This window comes from Leptospira gomenensis (genome assembly GCF_004770155.1).
Taxonomy (GTDB): domain Bacteria; phylum Spirochaetota; class Leptospiria; order Leptospirales; family Leptospiraceae; genus Leptospira; species Leptospira gomenensis.
This window is the reverse complement of the sequence record NZ_RQFA01000028.1, coordinates 23,965-42,500: the sequence shown is the minus strand read 5'-3', so window position 1 is coordinate 42,500 and position 18,536 is coordinate 23,965. Positions and strand designations below refer to the sequence as shown.

General features: G+C 45.8%; 18 protein-coding genes. 8 read left to right on the top strand and 10 right to left on the bottom strand.

Annotated features, from left to right (window positions below; translation table 11 throughout):
* Nucleotides 1-424 precede the first annotated feature (424 nt).
* Both EHQ17_RS05950 and EHQ17_RS05945 read right to left on the bottom strand, forming a co-directional pair.
* Nucleotides 425-934 carry an HPP family protein gene (locus EHQ17_RS05950; protein ID WP_135590419.1) on the bottom strand — a complete coding sequence of 170 codons (510 nt, stop codon included), beginning with the start codon at nt 932-934 and terminating at the stop codon, nt 425-427.
* 109 nt (nt 935-1,043) lie between these two features.
* Complete coding sequence (locus tag EHQ17_RS05945) at nt 1,044-1,577, bottom strand: c-type cytochrome (RefSeq protein WP_135590420.1); 534 nt, start codon at nt 1,575-1,577, stop codon at nt 1,044-1,046.
* A gap of 865 nt (nt 1,578-2,442) precedes the next feature.
* On the opposite strand from EHQ17_RS05945, the gene EHQ17_RS05940 reads away from it, so the two are divergent.
* Complete coding sequence (locus tag EHQ17_RS05940) at nt 2,443-2,913, top strand: hypothetical protein (RefSeq protein ID WP_135590421.1); 471 nt, start codon at nt 2,443-2,445, stop codon at nt 2,911-2,913.
* Nucleotides 2,914-3,915: 1,002 nt separating this feature from the next.
* On the opposite strand, the gene EHQ17_RS05935 is transcribed toward EHQ17_RS05940, so the two are convergent.
* Nucleotides 3,916-5,157: a lipoprotein LipL46 gene (locus EHQ17_RS05935; protein WP_135590422.1), complete on the bottom strand. Its 1,242-nt coding sequence runs from the start codon at nt 5,155-5,157 to the stop codon at nt 3,916-3,918.
* Between the two features lie 65 nt (nt 5,158-5,222).
* Between EHQ17_RS05935 and EHQ17_RS05930 the strand changes: the two genes are divergently transcribed.
* The 6 genes from EHQ17_RS05930 (at nt 5,223) to EHQ17_RS05905 (ending at nt 10,861) form a co-directional block, all read left to right on the top strand.
* Nucleotides 5,223-6,485 (top strand): exo-beta-N-acetylmuramidase NamZ family protein, encoded by a 1,263-nt coding sequence (locus EHQ17_RS05930; protein WP_135590423.1) that lies wholly within the window; start codon nt 5,223-5,225, stop codon nt 6,483-6,485.
* Nucleotides 6,454-7,212 carry an LIC_11883 family protein gene (locus EHQ17_RS05925; protein ID WP_135590424.1) on the top strand — a complete coding sequence of 253 codons (759 nt, stop codon included), beginning with the start codon at nt 6,454-6,456 and terminating at the stop codon, nt 7,210-7,212. Before EHQ17_RS05930 ends, EHQ17_RS05925 begins: the two co-directional genes overlap by 32 nt.
* Nucleotides 7,209-8,060: a DUF2797 domain-containing protein gene (locus tag EHQ17_RS05920; RefSeq protein WP_135590425.1), complete on the top strand. Its 852-nt coding sequence runs from the start codon at nt 7,209-7,211 to the stop codon at nt 8,058-8,060. Before EHQ17_RS05925 ends, EHQ17_RS05920 begins: the two co-directional genes overlap by 4 nt.
* 150 nt (nt 8,061-8,210) lie before the next feature.
* Complete coding sequence (locus EHQ17_RS05915) at nt 8,211-9,065, top strand: M48 family metalloprotease (RefSeq protein ID WP_135590426.1); 855 nt, start codon at nt 8,211-8,213, stop codon at nt 9,063-9,065.
* A gap of 87 nt (nt 9,066-9,152) precedes the next feature.
* Nucleotides 9,153-10,325, top strand: coding sequence for a DUF2157 domain-containing protein (locus EHQ17_RS05910; RefSeq protein ID WP_135590427.1), 1,173 nt, complete (start codon nt 9,153-9,155; stop codon nt 10,323-10,325).
* On the top strand, nt 10,322-10,861 hold the full coding sequence (locus EHQ17_RS05905; protein ID WP_135590428.1) for a GDYXXLXY domain-containing protein: 540 nt from the start codon (nt 10,322-10,324) through the stop codon (nt 10,859-10,861). The genes EHQ17_RS05910 and EHQ17_RS05905 overlap by 4 nt, the downstream gene beginning before the upstream one ends.
* Here EHQ17_RS05905 and EHQ17_RS05900 read toward each other — a convergent pair.
* Genes EHQ17_RS05900 through EHQ17_RS05880 form a run of 5 tightly spaced genes read right to left on the bottom strand, consistent with a single transcriptional unit; the run spans nt 10,821 to nt 15,566 of the window.
* Nucleotides 10,821-11,708 (bottom strand): NAD(P)-dependent oxidoreductase, encoded by an 888-nt coding sequence (locus tag EHQ17_RS05900; protein WP_135590429.1) that lies wholly within the window; start codon nt 11,706-11,708, stop codon nt 10,821-10,823. The genes EHQ17_RS05905 and EHQ17_RS05900 overlap by 41 nt on opposite strands.
* A gap of 30 nt (nt 11,709-11,738) precedes the next feature.
* Entirely contained in the window at nt 11,739-12,488 is a 750-nt protein-coding gene (mce, locus tag EHQ17_RS05895) for a mammalian cell entry protein Mce (RefSeq protein ID WP_135590430.1), read from the bottom strand.
* 33 nt (nt 12,489-12,521) lie between these two features.
* Nucleotides 12,522-13,286, bottom strand: a complete 765-nt coding sequence (locus EHQ17_RS05890) for an ABC transporter ATP-binding protein (RefSeq protein ID WP_135590431.1) — start codon at nt 13,284-13,286, stop codon at nt 12,522-12,524.
* Between the two features lies 1 nt (nt 13,287).
* Nucleotides 13,288-14,067: an MlaE family ABC transporter permease gene (locus EHQ17_RS05885; RefSeq protein WP_135590432.1), complete on the bottom strand. Its 780-nt coding sequence runs from the start codon at nt 14,065-14,067 to the stop codon at nt 13,288-13,290.
* Entirely contained in the window at nt 14,064-15,566 is a 1,503-nt protein-coding gene (locus EHQ17_RS05880; RefSeq protein ID WP_167881145.1) for a hypothetical protein, read from the bottom strand. Before EHQ17_RS05880 ends, EHQ17_RS05885 begins: the two co-directional genes overlap by 4 nt.
* Here EHQ17_RS05880 and EHQ17_RS05875 point away from each other — a divergent pair.
* On the top strand, nt 15,522-16,571 hold the full coding sequence (locus EHQ17_RS05875) for a D-alanine--D-alanine ligase (protein ID WP_135590433.1): 1,050 nt from the start codon (nt 15,522-15,524) through the stop codon (nt 16,569-16,571). The two genes, EHQ17_RS05880 and EHQ17_RS05875, sit on opposite strands and share 45 nt — an antisense overlap.
* Nucleotides 16,572-16,786: 215 nt before the next feature.
* On the opposite strand, the gene metW is transcribed toward EHQ17_RS05875, so the two are convergent.
* A complete protein-coding gene (gene metW / locus EHQ17_RS05870; protein ID WP_135590434.1) occupies nt 16,787-17,404 on the bottom strand; it encodes a methionine biosynthesis protein MetW in 618 nt (205 codons plus the stop codon).
* 15 nt (nt 17,405-17,419) lie between these two features.
* Nucleotides 17,420-18,520, bottom strand: a complete 1,101-nt coding sequence (gene metX, locus EHQ17_RS05865; RefSeq protein WP_135590463.1) for a homoserine O-acetyltransferase MetX — start codon at nt 18,518-18,520, stop codon at nt 17,420-17,422.
* Nucleotides 18,521-18,536: the final 16 nt, after the last annotated feature.

Genomic DNA, 18,536 nt, shown 5'->3' with positions numbered 1-18,536 from the left:
CGATCTGAAATTAGGACGATCATCCAAAAAAAAGTACAAAGAGGATTGTACTATCATTCGTGATTTGTCGATTTCGTTTCGCCTTTTCTTCGTTTATAAATAGAATGCCGTTTTTGAATTCGCAAGCTCCGTTCCACCTTCTTCGCGGAAATTTCCGTAACCTTTCCTAATATTTCCGGAAAAACAGTTTTTTTCAAAGTCCGTCCTGTTCGATTCGTGGAATTGGAATTGGGCAACGGAGGTTGAGACTTCGCGTCTGTTTTGGGTTGTTCGTGCGCGTGCGGGGAAGGTAGGGTAGGAAAAAATAGTTCTCGTTTTTCTTCACGGAAACGAAAACGTCAGAACTGCAGATTGAGGATCGGTTCGTTTTAAGAGAATAAATCGCTTACGAAAATTATAATATTCCTTTTGGGAACGAAGAACTTTATCTCCAGAATTTGGGATACTGGCGGTCCTTGTTTAAATTGTTGAATACGAGGGCAAGGATCAAAAGAATCAAGGAGCCGCTGAGTGCGGGAGTCAAAACAAAACTCCACGTTTCGTTTCCCATTAGAATTACGATCGGATCGGCTCCCGCAGGAGGATGAGTCGTTTTCGTCAATTGCATGATGGCGATCGAAGTGGCCACCGCCAATCCGAGAATGTACCAATCGTTTCCGAAGCTGTTCAAAAAAAGAAGACCGATCGTAGATGCGATTAGATGTCCTCCGATCAGATTTCTGGGCTGAGAAAGCGGGCTTTCCGGGACCCCGAACAAAAGAACACAGGATGCGCCGAAGGGGGCCATAATCAACGGGGAGTCGAACGTTTTGGAAAGGAGAGCGATCAGAGAAATACCGAGTGTTCCTCCGATCCAGGACCATAGGATTTGTCGATACGCGGGACGGGGAGGAGAGACTGCTTCGGTTTTCATTTTTTTGAGGATTCGTTTCATGGTATCTCTGATTCTAAAAAATCGATTTCTGTTTTTAGAATCTTGAAAGAAGGAGGGGATTTGCGTCGAACACTTTCCACGCGTCCGAAGCAAATCCGATTCGTTCGACTTAGTTCAAAATCGGCTCGGGAACGCGATTTTTAACGGGCTTTAAAGATTGGAGATACGCGTAGATATCCTTCAAATCTTCGTCGCTCAAAGAATTTACGTTGGCCGCCATGATCGGAGCCATAGGAGGAAGCAAGGGTCTTCCCACTCCCATCCTTTTTTGTGTGCGAACGGTTTGGATAAAGTGTTCTTCCGTCCAACCTCCGATCCCAGTTTCCTTATCAGGAGTTAGGTTTTTGGCGAATGAGACTCCCCAAGGACCGACCACTGCCGTCAAATCTCCGTTGAACAAAAGCCAAGGACTTCCTTTGAAACTTTTATAGTCCGGTAGTTTGTTGTTTTCCGAATAGCCGGCAAGCCATTTGTCCATGTCCGGAACCGGTCCTTGCGCCGTCATGTTTTTCGGAGTGTGGCAATCCGCACAACCTCCGATGGTAACCAGTTTCTCTCCTCGTTTGATTCGAGAGGTTTCATCGCTTTTCGAACAATTCGCCGCAACGGCGAACGTCAGAAGAAGTAGATAGATTTTTTTCATCGTAAACGTTCCTACTAAAATTCTGATCGGAATCCTATACGTAGTTTTCCCATCGCGGTGCAGAATTCAAAGTTCAAGATCTGTTTTCACGCAGAAAATCTGTACCTCGATGGGATGAATATCATTCGTTAATCGTATTTTTTATTTTGCGTTTCTATGATTATAATTTGTTTCTTAAGTTATGAATATTTTCAGTATTTCTGGCGTATTTCGCAGTCGATTTCTTTCTTTGTATTGGTTTTTATAACAAAGTTTCGAACCGATAAATTTTGAATCGTATGAATGTAACTTATAAAAAAAAGAAATTTTGAATATTCGAAATAGAGAGTGTTTTTTGTCCGTTTGAAGTGAGTTTACGCGTTTACACGCAATTCGTAGATTCGTCCGTGGAGTTGCTTCGTGGTACCTCATACCTGCCGCGTTTACACGAAGTTCGTAGATTCGTCTGTGGAGTTGCTTCGTGGTACCTCATACACCCGCGTTTACACGAAGTTCGCATAAATGCGTCGTGAATCTGCGTTGCAGTGCCGTTCAAGCGCGTTTCCACGAAGTTCGCATAAAGCTCCGATCCGCCGTGGTTTCTACGAGGCTCGGAAGTGAGTTTGTGCGTTTATACGAAGTTCGTAGATTCGTCTGTGGAGCCACTTCGTGGTACCTCATACACCCGCGTTTACACGAAGTTCGCATAAACCGTCGTGAATCTGCGTTGCAGTGTCGTTCGAGCGCGTTTACACGCAGTTCGTAGATTCGTCGGCCACCGGAGGAGGGATCGTAAATTCTGCAAGGGGGCTTACTGTGGCTTGTAACTAGATGCGAAAGGAAAATAGTTGCAGCCAGAATGACAAATCGGTTTTTTCAAAAGTTTATGAAGTTCGATTTAATATTGCTTAGTTTTATCGTTGCTTACTTATCCGCGACCCAACCAATCTCGAGCGAGGAGGGAAAACAAAAATATAAAGTAGCTTCCGATTATCCTCTTTATATGAATTTTAATGTTACTGAAAATCTGTATATTACGATTCGTTTGGAAACGAAAGGCGTGGGAAATTATCAAATCGTCCTTGGCTCAAACGACTATTTTCCATCTAAATTTGCTTCCATCCTGTCGATTCGGTTAAATGGTGAATATCACAAAGAGATTGAATATAAAAGTATTGTTAAAGAAGGCAGAGTTTTTTTAGAAATTAATTTCTCAATCAAAAATGGAGACGCTTATAGAAACCAATATGTTGACTGTTTTATTTCGTTATTAAACGAAAAACGTCGCAAACTAAATTCGAAAGATAAGATTCTGCTTAATTCAGCAATATTGGAATTCGGGTTTAAAAAATTATAATTTAGCTTAACGTAGATTATTCGGAAAAATTCCAAAGGTCGTTAGGGAGAATCGGTAGCGGCAGTTCACCTAACGAAGATTTTTCGCTCCATTCGCGAGGCGAGGTTCTCGGGACTTTCTCGGCCTTGAACAGATTGTTTCGTTTTTTCGATTCGCGATAGCCCGTTCGACCTTTTTCGTACCAATTCTTATCGAGCAGAAGGGTGAGCGGGAAACAAACGTAGAGAAATCTGGATCGTTAGGCTACCTCTGCATTCAAAGATTCTTTCGATTTCGAATATATTTATTTGAGAACGATATTTTAGTTTGAATTCAAGAAAGCTAATTTCTTAATGAAAATAATGAAAACGATCTATGCTCTCTGCGGAAAATCCAATTGTGGAAAATCACAAACTATTAATTTAGTATTCGAATTTTTGAAATCGAAGTACCCTTCCGCGTCAATCCATCCGATTATCGACCAGGGCGACGTCAAAATAATCATGAAGGGTGTTAACGGATTGACAATCGGTATCGAGAGTCAAGGAGATCCTAATTCACGTTTAAAACAAAGTTTAACGGACTTTGATCAAGCTGGATGTGATATTATTTTTTTCCATCCCGGACACGCGGCATGACTGTGGATTGGATCAATGCGCAAAACAATCGATACACGATTGTTTGGATAGAAAAAAAACTTGCTCCTCACGGATCCAATCCGACAAAGATCAATGAATCAGACGCAAAGGTGTTGCTTCAGAAAGCCGGTCTATAATTCGATTGGTAAAAAAAAGTGTACATCTCCGAACGTTTGCGCCTATATACTCCAAAAATTGCGAAGACCAATGTCTGGGAAAATTCGGACTAATTTGCAGAGATTGTGTCGGAATGAATTTGGCGGTCGTTTGAAAAATCGTTTTCAGGAAGGACGGATCGTATCGAGTAAGGGGAGCGATACGGATATAAAAAATCCCCACGAGCGCAAAACGATCGCGGGGATTTTCGAAGTTCGACGGAAACGAGTTACTTCAAAGGTTTGAATTCTAAGGTGACAACTCCGCGGGTAGCGGATTTTACTTCCAAAGATTTCGTAGCGAGAAAGGAAAACCCTCTGTCCTTTTTGTAGACCAATTCCTCTTGAAAGAGCGCGTCTTTACCGGGATAAATCACTTCCCACTCGGAACCTCTTTCGTCCGAAGTGCGAACGTTCACTTCCTTAGCGGCTGTGAATTCCGTCAAATCATCTTTGAACTTAGTCGCTTCATCCGCGTTCAATCCGGTAAACTTCAGAACGATCGGATTGTTTTCGGTAAGATTGAACCATTCGTCTTTGAGCTGCGCGTTGACTTTTTTAGAAACGGAAGTGGCCCATTCGCTGATCGCTTTTTCTCTCGAAACTTTTTGAGTGATGTCCGCTCCGCGTCCGTCCGCGCTTCCGCTGTCCACGATCTTTCCGTCTCCCCAAAGAAGAACGACCTTATAGGTTCCGGTCGCCGCGGTGTTGTAGATGGTTCTTTCCAAAGCCTTACCGTTTACGGAATCCAGGGGTTGTTGGTCTTCCGTTTCTACGGTTCCCAATACGAGGACCTCCGCTTGCAGTGCGTCCGCAAGAAGTTTAATCAACGGAGAACCTTCTACCTTTTCGGGATCGACTTGGTTTTTGTTCACTTTTTTAGCGGTGAGAGCCGGATCGATGATTTTGTTTCCGTTCTTTTTCAGAGCTTTGATGATCTCCGCTTCTCCGAAATTGTTCGGGCTTGCGGGAAATACGGGAGCTCCTCCCACTTTACCGAGAACCAAAACCGCGACTCTAGGATTTCCTACATCCGCCAGAAGATTGTCCACCGCGGTGGAAATTTTTGATTCTTCCACTTCGCAACGAACGGTAAGTTTCAACATAGGTTGTGTATCGATTTTACCTTCCGTCTCATCGATGATATCGTAACTCTTTACGAACGCGTCCGTTTTGGAAAGAAGACTGGATCCTAAACTTTCTCCATCGGAAGCCTTGCTTTTATTGCTGATCTCTTCCCCGATGACCTTACGGACCGCGTTGATCTTAGCGTCCTTCAACGCTCTTTGTTTGGCGATTTGTTTGTCTCCATTATAGATGGGAGCTTCGCCGATTACGGTAACTTTGTTACCTTCTTTTTCGTAGAATTCTTTTTTCTTCCCGCGAGTGGAACCGGATGAGGAACCGCAACTCACTGCGAATGAAAGTACTGCTAATGCCGCGATGAGGCGGGTGATAGGGAAACGATTCATTGTGTCGTTTTTCTCCTTGAAGAATAGGTTTGAGGGATTTTTGTAAACAAAATAGGAACTTTAGGATGCTCTACACAAAAATAAAGAAAAAATTCTTCCTTTTAGTCATTTTTTTTCTCTTTCTTCCCTCCGTTGCCTGCGCCGAGAAAAGTTTTCGCAAACATATCGGCGACGCGAAACTTGTTCCCTCCGAAGTCGAATTTTATTCCGCCGTACTGCCCGGTCTTTCCGGAAAAAACGTGATTCTGATCACCAATCCTTCCGGGATCGGTAGAAGTCCGGAGAAGATCCTAAAGGAATTCAAAAAGAACGACGTAAAGATCAAACATCTCATCGGTTTGGAACACGGCTTTTTGGGTTTGGAAGAAGACTTCAGCAAATCCCCCGTTACCGTGGACGAATTTTTTAATCTTCCCATTTATCATATCTATCGAGTGAAAAATTCAGAACTTCCCGCCATCCTCAAAGGTGTGGACGCGATCGTATTCGACGTGCAAGATATGGGAATGAGATGTTATACGTATCTTACCGTTTTGAAACGTATCATGGACGGAATTCCAGAACCGACACAAACGAAATTGATCGTGTTGGACCACGTCAATCCCGCTTTGTATTTAAAGGGAAGAGGGGAGATGATCGATAAAAAATACCTCAACTTCGCCGGAGAATTTCCTTCCCTCTTTTTTAGCGGTTTGACTCTCGGGGAGTCGGCTGCGTATTACAACTCCGAATTTTTAAACCAAAAGATCAAACTCGAAGTGATCGCTCCCAAGAACGCAAAACGTTCCTTCGATTGGGACAAGGAAGGAATTCCTTGGACCACGCCGTCTCCCAATCTTCCGATGGTGGACTCCGCGATCAATTATCTCGGTCTGGTTTTGTTGGAAGGAGTGAACGTCTCCGTCGGGCGGGGAACCACGGCACCGTTCGTGTATTTCGGCGCACCCTGGATGACCGAACCCGAATCCTTGGTCGAGGAATTGAATCGACGTTCCAACGGGGACTACTACTATCAGACCGTTTTTTTTAAACCGGTATTCGGACCGTATAAAAACGAGATATGCAGGGGATTACGCCTAACGGTGGTAAATCGAAAATACGATCCGCTGAAGATGGCGTATCAGCTCATCGCTTCTATGAAAGCGAGTTATAAGGAGTTTAAATGGAGGTCGTATCCGGACGGAACCTACAATATAGATTTTCTCTGGGGAACAACGTCATTTCGAAACGCGATCGATTCCGGAAAAACATACGAACAATATTCAGAAATTCTAAATTCCGTCGAAAAGGAATACAATGATACGATTAAAAAATACTATCTCTACTAAGTTCGGGGCGCGAAACGCGGGTAGAATCCTAGTCGCCGCGACTCTGTTTTCGTTTTTATTCTTCTCCGTTTCCTTAGTTGCGGAGGAAACTCCTCCTTGGAAGGATTATTCCCTGAGGGAATTGATCGGAAGATTAAAATATTATACGTTCGCAAAAGTGGCGCAGAGCCTACGGGGGAACTATCCTTCCCATCAGGAACAGGTTTGGGAGAATCAGGAATGTTCCTCGCCTGTTCCGGAATTGCCCGGTCCTTTTTTCTGCGGATTGTTGCGACACCAAGTCGGAGCTAACACGGGTTTGGCGAACTCCTTTCCCGATTCTTCTACTTCTACGCCCCTCTCGGCGGGCGACACAAGGACCGATTCCGGGTCCGTTCGGCAAGGACCGACGTTTTCCGCGTCCGGAGTTTCCGGATCCTCAGCCGAAGTTTCGAACGGAGGTCCGAAGGTTTCTCGTTCTCTGTCGGCAAATGCGATTCCGAAAGAATATAAGAATATACAATTATACGCGGGAACCACGATCGCCGGAAAAAACGTGGTGCGCTTCGATTCCGGTGAAGAAACGTTACGCGCCTTTTATCTCACCAACGGTCAGATCAGCCACTACGAATACAGGGACAAAGTGGTCATTTTTGATTGGTCCGGTTCCAGATTGAATTCCATTTTGGAAGTAAGGGTGGATTCCGGCCTCAGACCCCTTTCTGGTCGGGAATTTTATTTCCGATGAAGACGATCGCCTCCGGTTTTTTGCGGATGATGGATCACGAGGGAATCGATCCCGTGAAATACGTCTGGGTCTCGGCGGAATACCCGTCCGAGTCCACCGAAAAGCAGGAAGCCAAAATTCAAGAAAATCATACTATTCTAAACTATCTTGGAAAAACGGTCCGTCTCGAGTTTACCGGAAGGATCCGTTGTATTTCCTGCGGACGGGTCACTAAAAAAAGTTTCAATCAGGGGAATTGTTTCACCTGTTTTCAAACCCTCGCCGAAAACGATCTTTGTATTTTGAGACCGGACACTTGTCATTTTCATCTCGGAACCTGTAGGGAACCCGATTGGGGTGATTCGCATTGTTTTATTCCGCACACGGTGTATCTCGCCAACAGTTCCGCGATCAAGGTAGGAATCACCAAGGAAAATCCGGTCTCCAATCGATGGGTCGATCAGGGAGCGGTGCAAGGAATCGCATTGGTGGAAGTGACTTCGCGTCGCGACGCGGGAATCGTGGAAAAGGAGTTGTCCAAGGTTTTATCCGATCGTACCACTTGGCAAAGGATGGTAGCCGGAGATCCTGAACCGATCGATCTTTCTGAAAAGAAAAAAGAATTTCTGCAACTGATAGAATCCTTGGACTTGGATCTCGATTATAAAATTTCTCCCCAGAATTCTCCGACTCGAATCCGTTATCCGGTCGAGGCCTATCCGCAAAAAATCCAATCTCTGGCCCCGGAAAAAAATCCTGTGATCGAAGACATTCTGACCGGTATCAAAGGACAGTATCTGTTGTTTGGATCCGGAGTCATCAATGTGCGCGCCTACGGCGGTTACGAGACGATTCTAAGCTCCGAGTAATCGGCCGTTCGCGATACACCTTCGACGGATCGCGGTTGGATGCGGATTCCGGAGTTTCCATGTTTTCCGAACGAGTGTTCTCATTCTATTTTATACACGAATCGGAAATTCCGCGTTGAATCCGAAATCGGCCGCGGAGAGAATGCCGCTATGAAACGTTCCCTTCGTATTTTCGCCTTAAGTTGGATCGCCGTAGTTTTTTGGAACTGCGGTGCGGTGGTGGAGGCCGTCGTTCCGGTCGAGTTGGATCTTCAGATCGGTAAATCCTTTTTGGAGAATGCAAAAGATGGAAAGGAAGGGATGCATATCCTAAAGGATCCTGCCTTGGAAAAATACGTCAAATCCGTCGCCGATCGAATCTTAAAGTCGGACCAGATCCAGTACAAAAAGGAATTTCCGTATAAAATTTCGATTTTGGACGACGACGATACGATCAACGCGGTTTGTACACCGGGCGGTTATATTTTTGTTTATACCGGTCTTTTGAAACTCGTTCAGGACGAAGCTACGTTAGCCGCCATCCTCGCGCACGAAATCGCCCACGCGGAAAAAAGACATTCCGTAAAACAGATCATCAGCTCTTTGGGAATTTATTTTACGATTTACATAGCTCTCACGATTTTTCTGGGTTCCGACGCTGCCAATCTCATCAATCTCGGTTCTCGTATGGGAGGAGAAATTTTAACCTTAGCTAACAGCCGTTCGGCGGAAGCCGAGGCGGACTCCATGAGTTTCGAATATTTGAAATCCACGAAATACTATCCCGGAGCTCTCGAATCGTTCTTCGTTCTCATCGAAAAAAAAGAAAAGGAGGAGGGAGGAACGGATCCGGATAAACGTATGATCAAGTTCCTTTCCACACACCCCCTAAACGAGGAACGGATCGAAGAAAACAGAAAACGACTCAAACAAATCGGCGATCCTAAGCCGACTCCCGAAACTCTTTATCGGGAGCGGTATCGAGTCGCGATGGCCAGAGCGTTCGGGGACGATACTTCCGACTGAAACAACACGGTTTCGTTTTCCGTGGGAATCGAGAGCGAAACGAAAATTTCTTGTATTTCCCCGCGTCGAAGTTAACTTTTTGTTTCTATGCGTTTGGAACAAAAATTACAACGGTGGGTGGACGCGGGTTTGATTCGTGCCGATCAATCCGAGGCCATTTTAGGATTCGAGGAACACAAAAAAACCCCGTATCTATATTATTCATTTCTGATACTCGGGGCTTCCGTGATCGGAATCGGCGTCATCGCGATCGTCGCGGCAAACTGGGAGGATATATCCGATTTTTTTAAATTAGGATTCGCCCTTTCCCTTCTCGTTTCCACCGCTGCGGTCGCATTTTGGAAACGGGAAAATTCCAATCTATCGACCGTAATTATCGTTTTGTATTCGATTTTGGTTTTGGGAATGATCGGACTCGTTTCCCAGATTTACAACTTGGAAGGAAAGTATTACCAAGCCGCCGCCTTGTGGTGCGTTTTGAACGCCCTTTTTTTATGGGCCACCGATTCGAAGACGTTTTTGCACCTATGGATCGTGGGGTTTCAAATTTTCGTAACCGGTTGGATTTGGGAACAAGAGCATCCGGTTACGACCTCCTATTGGAACGAATACTTTTATTTTTCCGCGGTGGTCTTTTTTATCGTGTGGCAGATGGCGGAGCGATTCTCTTGGGAATCCCGGAAAGGAAGCCTCTTTCAATGGACGATGTTGTTTCTGGTCGCAGGAAGTTGTTACCGGGGATTTTTCGAGGGACGACCCTATGAAGTTCTCATCGAACAAGGCTGGCTATCTTCCGAGTATCGTTTTCCTTGGTGGAACGTAGGACTTCGTCTGGCGATTCTGATTCCGGTTATATACTTTTTATTCCGGAACACTTCGGTAACCGCGACACAGAGAAAGTCTTTGACGTTCAGTTTTTTCTTTTTGTTTTTATCCTATTTCCCGCTTCCGTTTCAATACGTGATGGCCGATACGTTTCGTGCGCACGTCTGGAATTACTTTTTGGCTTTGATTCCTTCTCTGTTGTTCATTTTCTTTTGGTTGGGAATCGCGTCCGCCTTCCGTTCGCACAAACGTATTTTCGATCTATCGGTCGCGATCATAGGAGTCCGCTTCTTGTTCTATTACTTCGACGTGTTCGGAACCCTGACTTATACTGGATTCGGTCTGATCTTCTCCGGGCTTCTCATCATCGGGGTTACGGTAAGTTATCTACGTTTGAAGGGAAAGATGAGAACCTTATTGGGAGAAAAAGAATGAAGGCCTTACACCGTGTTTTGTTGCTCGCGTTTTTGATTCCGATCGGTTTTTTTTCCGCGGAGATCGTATATCTGGAAACATTTAAGAACCAGGGAAAGGATTTGATTCTTCCGATCACGGGATACGATCCTCGCGATCTATTGGCGGGTCACTACCTTCGTTACAATATCGTATTTCAAAGCGACGCTCTTTGTAAGGAGGACGCAACCGGAGAGGGATTGAAAACTTCGAAAGAACGGGAACATTGCGTGTGTTATCCACGATCCGGTAAAATTTTCGAAAACGACGGGTATTTCGTTCCGGATTGCAACGAAGACTTTCTGAAAAACAGAAGTTTATGCCGCGTTCATCTCCGAGGCAAATGTGTTTACGGACGATTTACGATCGGCAACGAACGTTATTACGTGAACGAAGAAAGGGCCAAAGAATACGAGGACCGATTGCGGAAAGAAAATGTGCATATCCGCTTGAAGGTGGATCCGCAGGGAAAAGCGCTTACGGATGTTCTGATTTGGGAGGACGGATCTTCGCTGTAACCTCGTTTAAACTGCAAAAGTCTTTTTCCGCAAACCCGGCGTTCATACCGGAATCATAAATTGCGGGAAGATTTTTGCAGAGGGGAAGGGAGGTTCCTTTTGTTTGCGCCAATTCCATCGCGTGGTAGACGTCTTTTCTCATATTTTTTAGTGAAAAATGGGTTTCGTAGTTTCCCGAAAAAACGAACGGAAATTTAAATTCCGCGATGCCGGATTTCGCCGCGGATTGTAGTAGAACGGTTTTTAGAATTTCCGGATCCAGACCCGAGTTTTGCGCCAAAGAAAAACCTTCCATATAAACCTGAAAAATTCCCGCCTGGATCATATTCAGGGCGAGTTTGACTTTTTGTCCGGAACCGATTGTTTCGCAATACACCGTATCCTTTCCGCATATCTCCAGAAAAAAACGCAGATCCTCCGTATCTTTTTTCGTTGCTCCGATCATAAATAAAATCTGCCCGTCTACGGCCGCGTTCTTGGAACCGGTCATAGGACAATCGTAAAATCGAATGTTCCGTGCGGCACATTCCTTCGCAAGGAGGTGTGTCATAGGCAGAGAAGTCGTACCGCAATCTAAAACGATCCGCGGTTTAGACTCAAGAAGACCGGAGTCGAAAACTTCCTTTTTGAGGATCGAGTCTTCGGTAAGGCAAAGAACGACGAGATCCGCCTCGTGTGCGGCTTCTGACGGGTTCTCGTGGATCGTACATCCGAGCGTTTCGAGTTTCCGGATTTTTTCGGGATTCCTCGCATACAGTTTCGGAGAATATCCGGCATTTGCGAGGTTGCGGGCAATACCGGAACCCATGATCCCGGCTCCTATGATCGATACGGTATATTTGTTCATTAGAATATAAAATAAAATTAAATTCGTATATTAGAAAGCACTGAGGGCTGCACGGATGAAACTCGTGACGGGCGCCTGTTCTCGCGTGTCTTCCAACCCTTCCCTGAGTTCCCTCAGGACGATTTGTGCGTCCGTCAAAACGGTATTCACGTTTTTATGAACGTCGTCGTTGTTGATCAATCTTCCGAGGCTACCGTCTCCCGTATTGATCTTAGTCGTTATGTCCGCGATATTCGAAAACGTCTTCCGTATGTCGCCCCTGTTTTCGGAAATCAATTCGGAAAGACTGACGAGCGGATCCTGAAGAACCCTTCCTTTAAGTGCTCCGGATTTTTTGTAATCGACGACCATAACGGGCGTGGATCTGGATTTCAACTTATCGGATTCGGGATCGGCCGTCCCCGGATCTATGGAAATCACTCTTCCAGTGAGAAGACTTTCGTTTTTGATGATCACGTCGTAGTTGTCATACAATCTGATTTTTTCCCGCAGAAGCAGGGTGATTTCCACTCTCGTGGCGATTCCTGTTTCTCCGGCGGGCACTTCGGCACCGTTTTCGTCGATTTGGATCAGTCGAATGGAGGAAACATATCCGAAGGGAACTCCTTGGACGGTCACTTTATTTCCCACTTTGATACCTTCCGCGTTGCGGAACGTGATCTTCATGAATTCTCCCCTTTTTTTTACGGGGCCTCCTTCGGTTACGATCGTAAAATATCCCACGATTCCGACCGCGGCGGTGAAAATAATTCCGACGAGAAGATAACGTAACGAGCTCATATTAGGATCTCCTTATGCGTTTTGTGAAACGTTTCATTTTGTCTCCAGGATCATCGGTCCTTTTGTTTTTCCGTGAATGAATTGTTGTATCAGTTCGTTCGGCGAACTCCGTATTTCGTCCGGAGTTCCGGTAAAAACGATGATTCCCTTATATACGAAGCTGATCCGATCCGCGATCATATAAGCGCTTTCCATATCGTGCGTGACCACTATCTGCGCCGCACCCGTTTCTTTCTGAATCTTTAATACGAGTTCGTTGATCACGTTTGACATCACCGGATCCAAACCGGAAGTCGGTTCGTCGTAGAGGATGATTTCCGGATTGGCGGCTATGGCGCGCGCGATCCCAGCCCTTTTTTTCATTCCGCCCGAAATATCGTTCGGAAAATTGTCTTTCGCCACGAGCATATCAACTAGTTTCAATTTTTCTAATACTATTTTTTCGATTTGTTCCTCGTTGGCCAATTTATGCTCGCGGAGGGGAAGGGCGACGTTGTCAAAGACGGTCAGCCAGTTGATGAGCGCTCCCGATTGGAAAAGGACTCCCATCCTAGAGCGGAGTTTTTTTTTCGTCTTTGTGTCCGCTCTCGATATACTTTGACCGAAAATGAAACAATCTCCCGCATCGGGTTCTATCAAGCCGGTGATATGTTTTAGGGTGACCGATTTCCCCGTTCCCGACGGACCGAGGATAACGAGGGTTTCCCCTTTGTGTACTTGTAGATTCAATCCGGCAAGAATCTGTCGTTTCCCGAAAGTTTTGTGGACGTTCTTTAATTCGATCGCAAACGTTTCCATCTTATTCCCGATACAATAACGCAGTGATCATATATCCCGTAAAAATGACCATCAAAAAGGATGCCACGACGGATTCTCTCGTTGCTCTTCCTACCCCGATCGCTCCGCCGGAGGTTCTAAGTCCGTGCGAACAGGAAATCGCGGATACGATGATTCCGAATACGAATCCTTTGAAAATTCCCACATACAAATCCTTGAGTCCCGGTATCGACGCCACTCGATCGAATACGTCTCGAAAATAAGTGAAATAATCGATTCCCAATTGGAAATATCCCACGATAGCTCCGCCCAATATTCCGAGTACGGTGGAATATACACACAATACGGGTACCATGATCGAAAATCCGAATATTCTCGGAAAGATCAGATAACGCACCGGGTCTATGGACATCACTTCGAGCGCGTCTATCTCCTCGGAAACTTTCATCGTTCCGATTTCCGCGGCCATAGCCGAACCGATCGACGCCGCGAGGATCAACGCGGTCATAAAGGGGGACATTTCCCGAGTAAGCGTGATCGTCATCAGAAGTCCTATCTGACCTTCCGCTCCGAAGTCCTTTAATCCCAACCCGGTGTTAAGCGACATGATCATTCCCGTAAAAACGGCCACGATCGATACTACGGATATACTTCCTACTCCGGTGATGTACATCTGATCCAAAATTTCCTTCCGTTTGAAAAATCCGTATGGAAGATTTAGAATACTCTCATATACTAATAGTATGGTAAAGCCGCTCGCATAGAAGAATTCGGTCGATTTCGTTTTCAGGGTTTCTATCATATTTTGATGAACCAGAGAAGTTGTAGTTTCCGGTCGGATTCGATTCTTTCATATCCGACAAGACCGTAAAGGAATTTCCAGGACGTTTTTTCGGGCGTCAGGGATACTTCCAGAAGAAAGGGGACGCTCGCGTGAAATTCGGTTTCCGTCCACCTCTGTGTATAGGCCCGCATCAGGATAGAAACCCTTTTTTCTCCGTTGGAAAGTTTCTGATATTCGACGATAGACCAAAGCGGGTCCCAAATACGATCGACCACTTCGGATTTGATCGGAAACAGAGACAATAGGTTCCACACTACGTTGCCTTCCCGATCCTTTTGATATTTGAACAAAGGCCAGAGTTTGAGGTAGGATTCGTCTCGGTCCCATTGTACGTAGTGGCGTTTGGAATTAAAGTAAAACGGTATGAAAAACGTATCTTCGGATTGGATGTGATACGTGTCCGATTGAAGACGGAAGTAGAGAGGTGTTACGAAGGTGGTCTGTTTGGATGCAAATCTGTAATGCCCGTAAAACGGGAACAATATCAGCTTTTTATAATCTTCATCCTGATTCGTTCCGTATTGAATCAGGAAAAAGAGCGCGTTAAAGTCCTTTTCCCCGGTTCGGTTGTCGTATCCGTATCCTATAAAAGAACCTAACAGCGGCAATACGAAATAGGCTCTGGATTTCATATTGCCGGATTCTCCGTCTTTGGCGCCGTAAAAAGGAAAAAATAATTTGTAATGAACCGGTTCGCGTTTGTCTTGGAACGTGGTTCCCCATTGAAAAAAGGGCCACAAGAGCGAATAACGTTCGTATTTTCCCCGATGGACTTTCCTGGAAAAAAGAGGGAATATCCTGAATTCTTCCCGCGTTTCCGAGGAGCCGTATAAAAAAAACGGCCATAAAACCGCGTGAGCTTCGTAGTCCTTGTGTTTCCAGTTCGTATAAAGAGGAAAAAGATAAAAACTCAATTCAGAATACGCGATCTTATTCCTTAGTTTTCCGGCTAGGGGAAAAAAGCCGAAGTAATTTTCCCTATTCGTATCTCCCGATCCCCAAAACAGTAGTGGGGTTAGAACGTCCGAATCCTCTCCTGTGTCTTCGTGCAAAGCGCTCGTTCCCGAAATGAAAAATAGGAACGTCCATACCTTCCAGTATTTGGTTTCTTCACTGTAATAGATCGGATACAGTACGGTCCGGAATTGATACGCCGATTTTTCTTCCCGATAACTGGAATAAAACGGACGGAGGATGATTTCGCTTTCGCCGGGTCGGAGTTCCTTTTGATACAAAAACCAAAACTGGTCGTATTCGGATTTGAATTCCCCGATTGGTTTGGAGGGATATTCTGAAAATAGGTTTTCAGAGGAAAGCAGTAGAATTACGGTGCAAAGGATTCTAAATTTCTTTTGGAAAAAAAATCGAAACCGAAAACGGTTTCGATTCGGATTCTTCGGGGAGAATTTCTTTTGGCTAAGATCGCAGTCTTTTTCGGTGGCAGTTCTACGGAACACAGTATTTCGATTCGAACCGGATGTTTTATTTGTAAGACTTTGCATTCTATGGGACATTCGGTCAAACCCATTCTCTGGACCAAGGACGGGGCTTGGTTGGTTCCTTTAGAATATCGGATCGAGATTCCGTTTGAGTCAGTGAATTCTCCCGATTCCTTTGCGAAGGATTTTCAAAAAAGATACGGAATTGTAGAATCCAAACAACTTCCGGTTTTGGATGCGGATCTCGTTTTTTTAGGACTTCATGGCGGTATGGGAGAGGACGGCTCCGTTCAGGGATTTTTGCGAGTTTTAGGGATTCCTTATACCGGTTCCGAGGTTACCGCATCGGCGATCGCTATGGATAAAACCCGGGCGAACCGGATTTTCGAGCATACGGGGCAGAATGTCGCTCCGTATCTGGAAATTTCCAAGGAAGATTATCTTCGTTCTCCGGGAAATTGTATTGAACGTTTGGCTTCGCTCGGATTCCCTCAATTTTTAAAACCGGTGGAAGGAGGATCCAGCGTTTCCACGTTTAAGATCTCGGATCCAACGGAGCTTGCGGATTCTTTGGTCCGAATTTTTTCGAACGATACCAAGGTAATGAGTCAGGCTTTTTTGGCCGGAACTGAGGTTTCCTGTGGTGTGTTGGACCGATTTCGCAACGGAGAATTCCAAACGATTGCGCTGCCCCCGACCGAAATCGTTCCCGGAGGGGAGTTTTTTGATTTCGATTCGAAATACAAATCCGGAGGTTCGAACGAAATCACTCCCGCGCGAATTCCGGAAATTCAAAGAAAACAAGTACAAGAACTCGCTATTTTGGCGCACCGTGCGTTGGGTTGCCGGGGTTATTCCCGGTCCGATTTTATTCTTGTGGATGGAAAGCCGTTTATTTTGGAAACCAATACTTTGCCCGGTATGACGGAAACCAGTTTGATTCCGCAGCAAGCCAGGGCCGCCGGAATTTTGATGGAGGAGGTGTTTTCGGATTTGATCGAGATCGCGCTTTCCGTTCGTTAAGGGAGGAAGGCTCGTCCACGTGGGAACTCCCGCGTGCAAAAGATTTTTCCGACAAAGCGGTGCGGGAACTCCCGCGTGCAAAAGATTTTTCCGACAAAGCAGTGCGGGAACTCCCGCGTGTGAAAGATTTTTCCGACAAAGCAGTGCGGGAACTCTCGCGTGTGAAAGATTTTTCCGACAAAGCAGTGCGGGAACTCCCGCAATCCATCATCGCCTCACGAAATCACAAAGAGCGCTAGTTTGGAAAAAAAATTGGGTCGGAAGCGAACCTGGCTCAAATCCCTAAAATACGCGCTGTCTTCGATCTTAAACTTTTGAATCTCACAAAATTCAATAAAGTCCAAAACGGAAAGAAAATGAAGGTTAGGCGTATTGAACCAACGATACGGGAGAAGATCCGTCACCGGCGTTTTTCCCGTGGTCAAAATTTTCCAGCGCACCTTCCAATGACCGAAATTGGGAAACGCAACGATCACCTTTTTACCGATTCGTAGGGATTCCTTCAGAATCTCACCGGGATTTCTCGTTTCTTGAATCGTCTGATTGAGAATCACATAGTCGAATCGTTTGTCCTGATGGTGTTCCAAACCTTCGTCGATATCCCCGTGGTGCACATACACACCTCGTTGGATACATTCTACGATACAATCCTCGTCTTTTTCGATACCCTGGCCTCGGATTCCTTTTTCCTTCAAAAGATAGAGTAACGTTCCGTTCCCGCAACCGAGATCCAAAACACGGGAACCGGAGGGAATCAATTTCAGAATGTAGGCAAAGTCGGGTCTTTCTCGCAACGCTAAATCGATGGAAGTTTTTTTTTCCAGAGGGGTCATCGTATCTATGTTTCGTTAATTCGGGTTTTCCAAAAACCCTTTGAGGATTTCGATCTGTTTCGGATTTTTCAAAAGGAAGGAATCGTGTCCTTCTCCCGAATGAAGTTCGAGATAAAACACTCGTTTGTCGGCGGCTTCCAAGGATTTGACGATTTCCCGCGATTGTTCCGGAGGATACAACCAATCCGAACTGTAGGATACGACCAAAAAGCGGCAGGTCGCCGGAGAAAGCGCTTCCGTCAAAACCTTCCCCTTTCCTAAACTGTAATGATCGAGCGCCTTGGTGACGTAGATATAGGAATTCGCATCGAAACGATCCACAAAACTTTCCCCTTGGTAGATCAAATAGCTACCCACGGCGAAGTCCGTAGTTAAGATATTTCCCCGAGGAGGATTTCTGCCGAATTTTTCCCGCATCTTATCGTCGGAAAGGTAAGTGATATGACCGACCATTCTGGCGAGCGCCAGCCCCTTACGGGGGGAATTCTCCTCATACAAACCGTTCTGCCAATTCGGATCGGAAAGAATCGCCTGTCTTCCGACTTCGTTGAACGCGATCTGCATCGCCGAATGTTCCGCGGTCGAGGCCATCACGATACAATTCAACAGTGCGTCCGGGTAGGCGATGCTCCATTCGAGAGCCTGCATACCTCCCATGGAACCTCCCGCGACGCAGAAGAGTTTTTCGATCCCAAACGATTCCACCAAAAGTTTTTGCGCTCTCACCATGTCCCGGATCGAAACGAAGGGGAACCGGGAACCATACCGAGTTCCCGTTTCCGGATGAAGGGAAAGCGGTCCCGAAGAACCTTTACAACCTCCGATCACGTTCGAGCAGAGGATGAAGTACTGATTCGTATCGAAGGATTTTCCGGGGCCGATGTAATCGTCCCACCAACCCGGTTTTTTATCGGCTTCGGAATGATATCCGGCCGCGTGTGCGTCTCCCGAAAGGGCGTGGCAGATCAGGATGGCGTTATTTTTGGAAGGAGAAAGGGTTCCGTAGGTTTCATACGCGACCACTACGGGGGATAAAATCGATCCGTTGTCCAACGGAAGTTCTTTGAACTCCGCAAACTGGGTCTTTACGACGCCTATCGAATCCGATTCCCGAATCATAATATTCTAACGC

Coding starts and splice junctions, on each gene's coding strand:
- EHQ17_RS05930 (WP_135590423.1), top strand. CDS start 5,223: ATGCTCTACACAAAAATAAAGAAAAAATTCTTCCTTTTAGTCATTTTT.
- EHQ17_RS05950 (WP_135590419.1), bottom strand. CDS start 934: ATGAAACGAATCCTCAAAAAAATGAAAACCGAAGCAGTCTCTCCTCCC.
- EHQ17_RS05905 (WP_135590428.1), top strand. CDS start 10,322: ATGAAGGCCTTACACCGTGTTTTGTTGCTCGCGTTTTTGATTCCGATC.
- metW (WP_135590434.1), bottom strand. CDS start 17,404: ATGACCCCTCTGGAAAAAAAAACTTCCATCGATTTAGCGTTGCGAGAA.
- EHQ17_RS05920 (WP_135590425.1), top strand. CDS start 7,209: ATGAAGACGATCGCCTCCGGTTTTTTGCGGATGATGGATCACGAGGGA.
- EHQ17_RS05940 (WP_135590421.1), top strand. CDS start 2,443: ATGAAGTTCGATTTAATATTGCTTAGTTTTATCGTTGCTTACTTATCC.
- EHQ17_RS05935 (WP_135590422.1), bottom strand. CDS start 5,157: ATGAATCGTTTCCCTATCACCCGCCTCATCGCGGCATTAGCAGTACTT.
- EHQ17_RS05945 (WP_135590420.1), bottom strand. CDS start 1,577: ATGAAAAAAATCTATCTACTTCTTCTGACGTTCGCCGTTGCGGCGAAT.
- EHQ17_RS05910 (WP_135590427.1), top strand. CDS start 9,153: ATGCGTTTGGAACAAAAATTACAACGGTGGGTGGACGCGGGTTTGATT.
- EHQ17_RS05915 (WP_135590426.1), top strand. CDS start 8,211: ATGAAACGTTCCCTTCGTATTTTCGCCTTAAGTTGGATCGCCGTAGTT.
- EHQ17_RS05885 (WP_135590432.1), bottom strand. CDS start 14,067: ATGATAGAAACCCTGAAAACGAAATCGACCGAATTCTTCTATGCGAGC.
- EHQ17_RS05925 (WP_135590424.1), top strand. CDS start 6,454: ATGATACGATTAAAAAATACTATCTCTACTAAGTTCGGGGCGCGAAAC.
- mce (WP_135590430.1), bottom strand. CDS start 12,488: ATGAGCTCGTTACGTTATCTTCTCGTCGGAATTATTTTCACCGCCGCG.
- EHQ17_RS05890 (WP_135590431.1), bottom strand. CDS start 13,286: ATGGAAACGTTTGCGATCGAATTAAAGAACGTCCACAAAACTTTCGGG.
- EHQ17_RS05900 (WP_135590429.1), bottom strand. CDS start 11,708: ATGAACAAATATACCGTATCGATCATAGGAGCCGGGATCATGGGTTCC.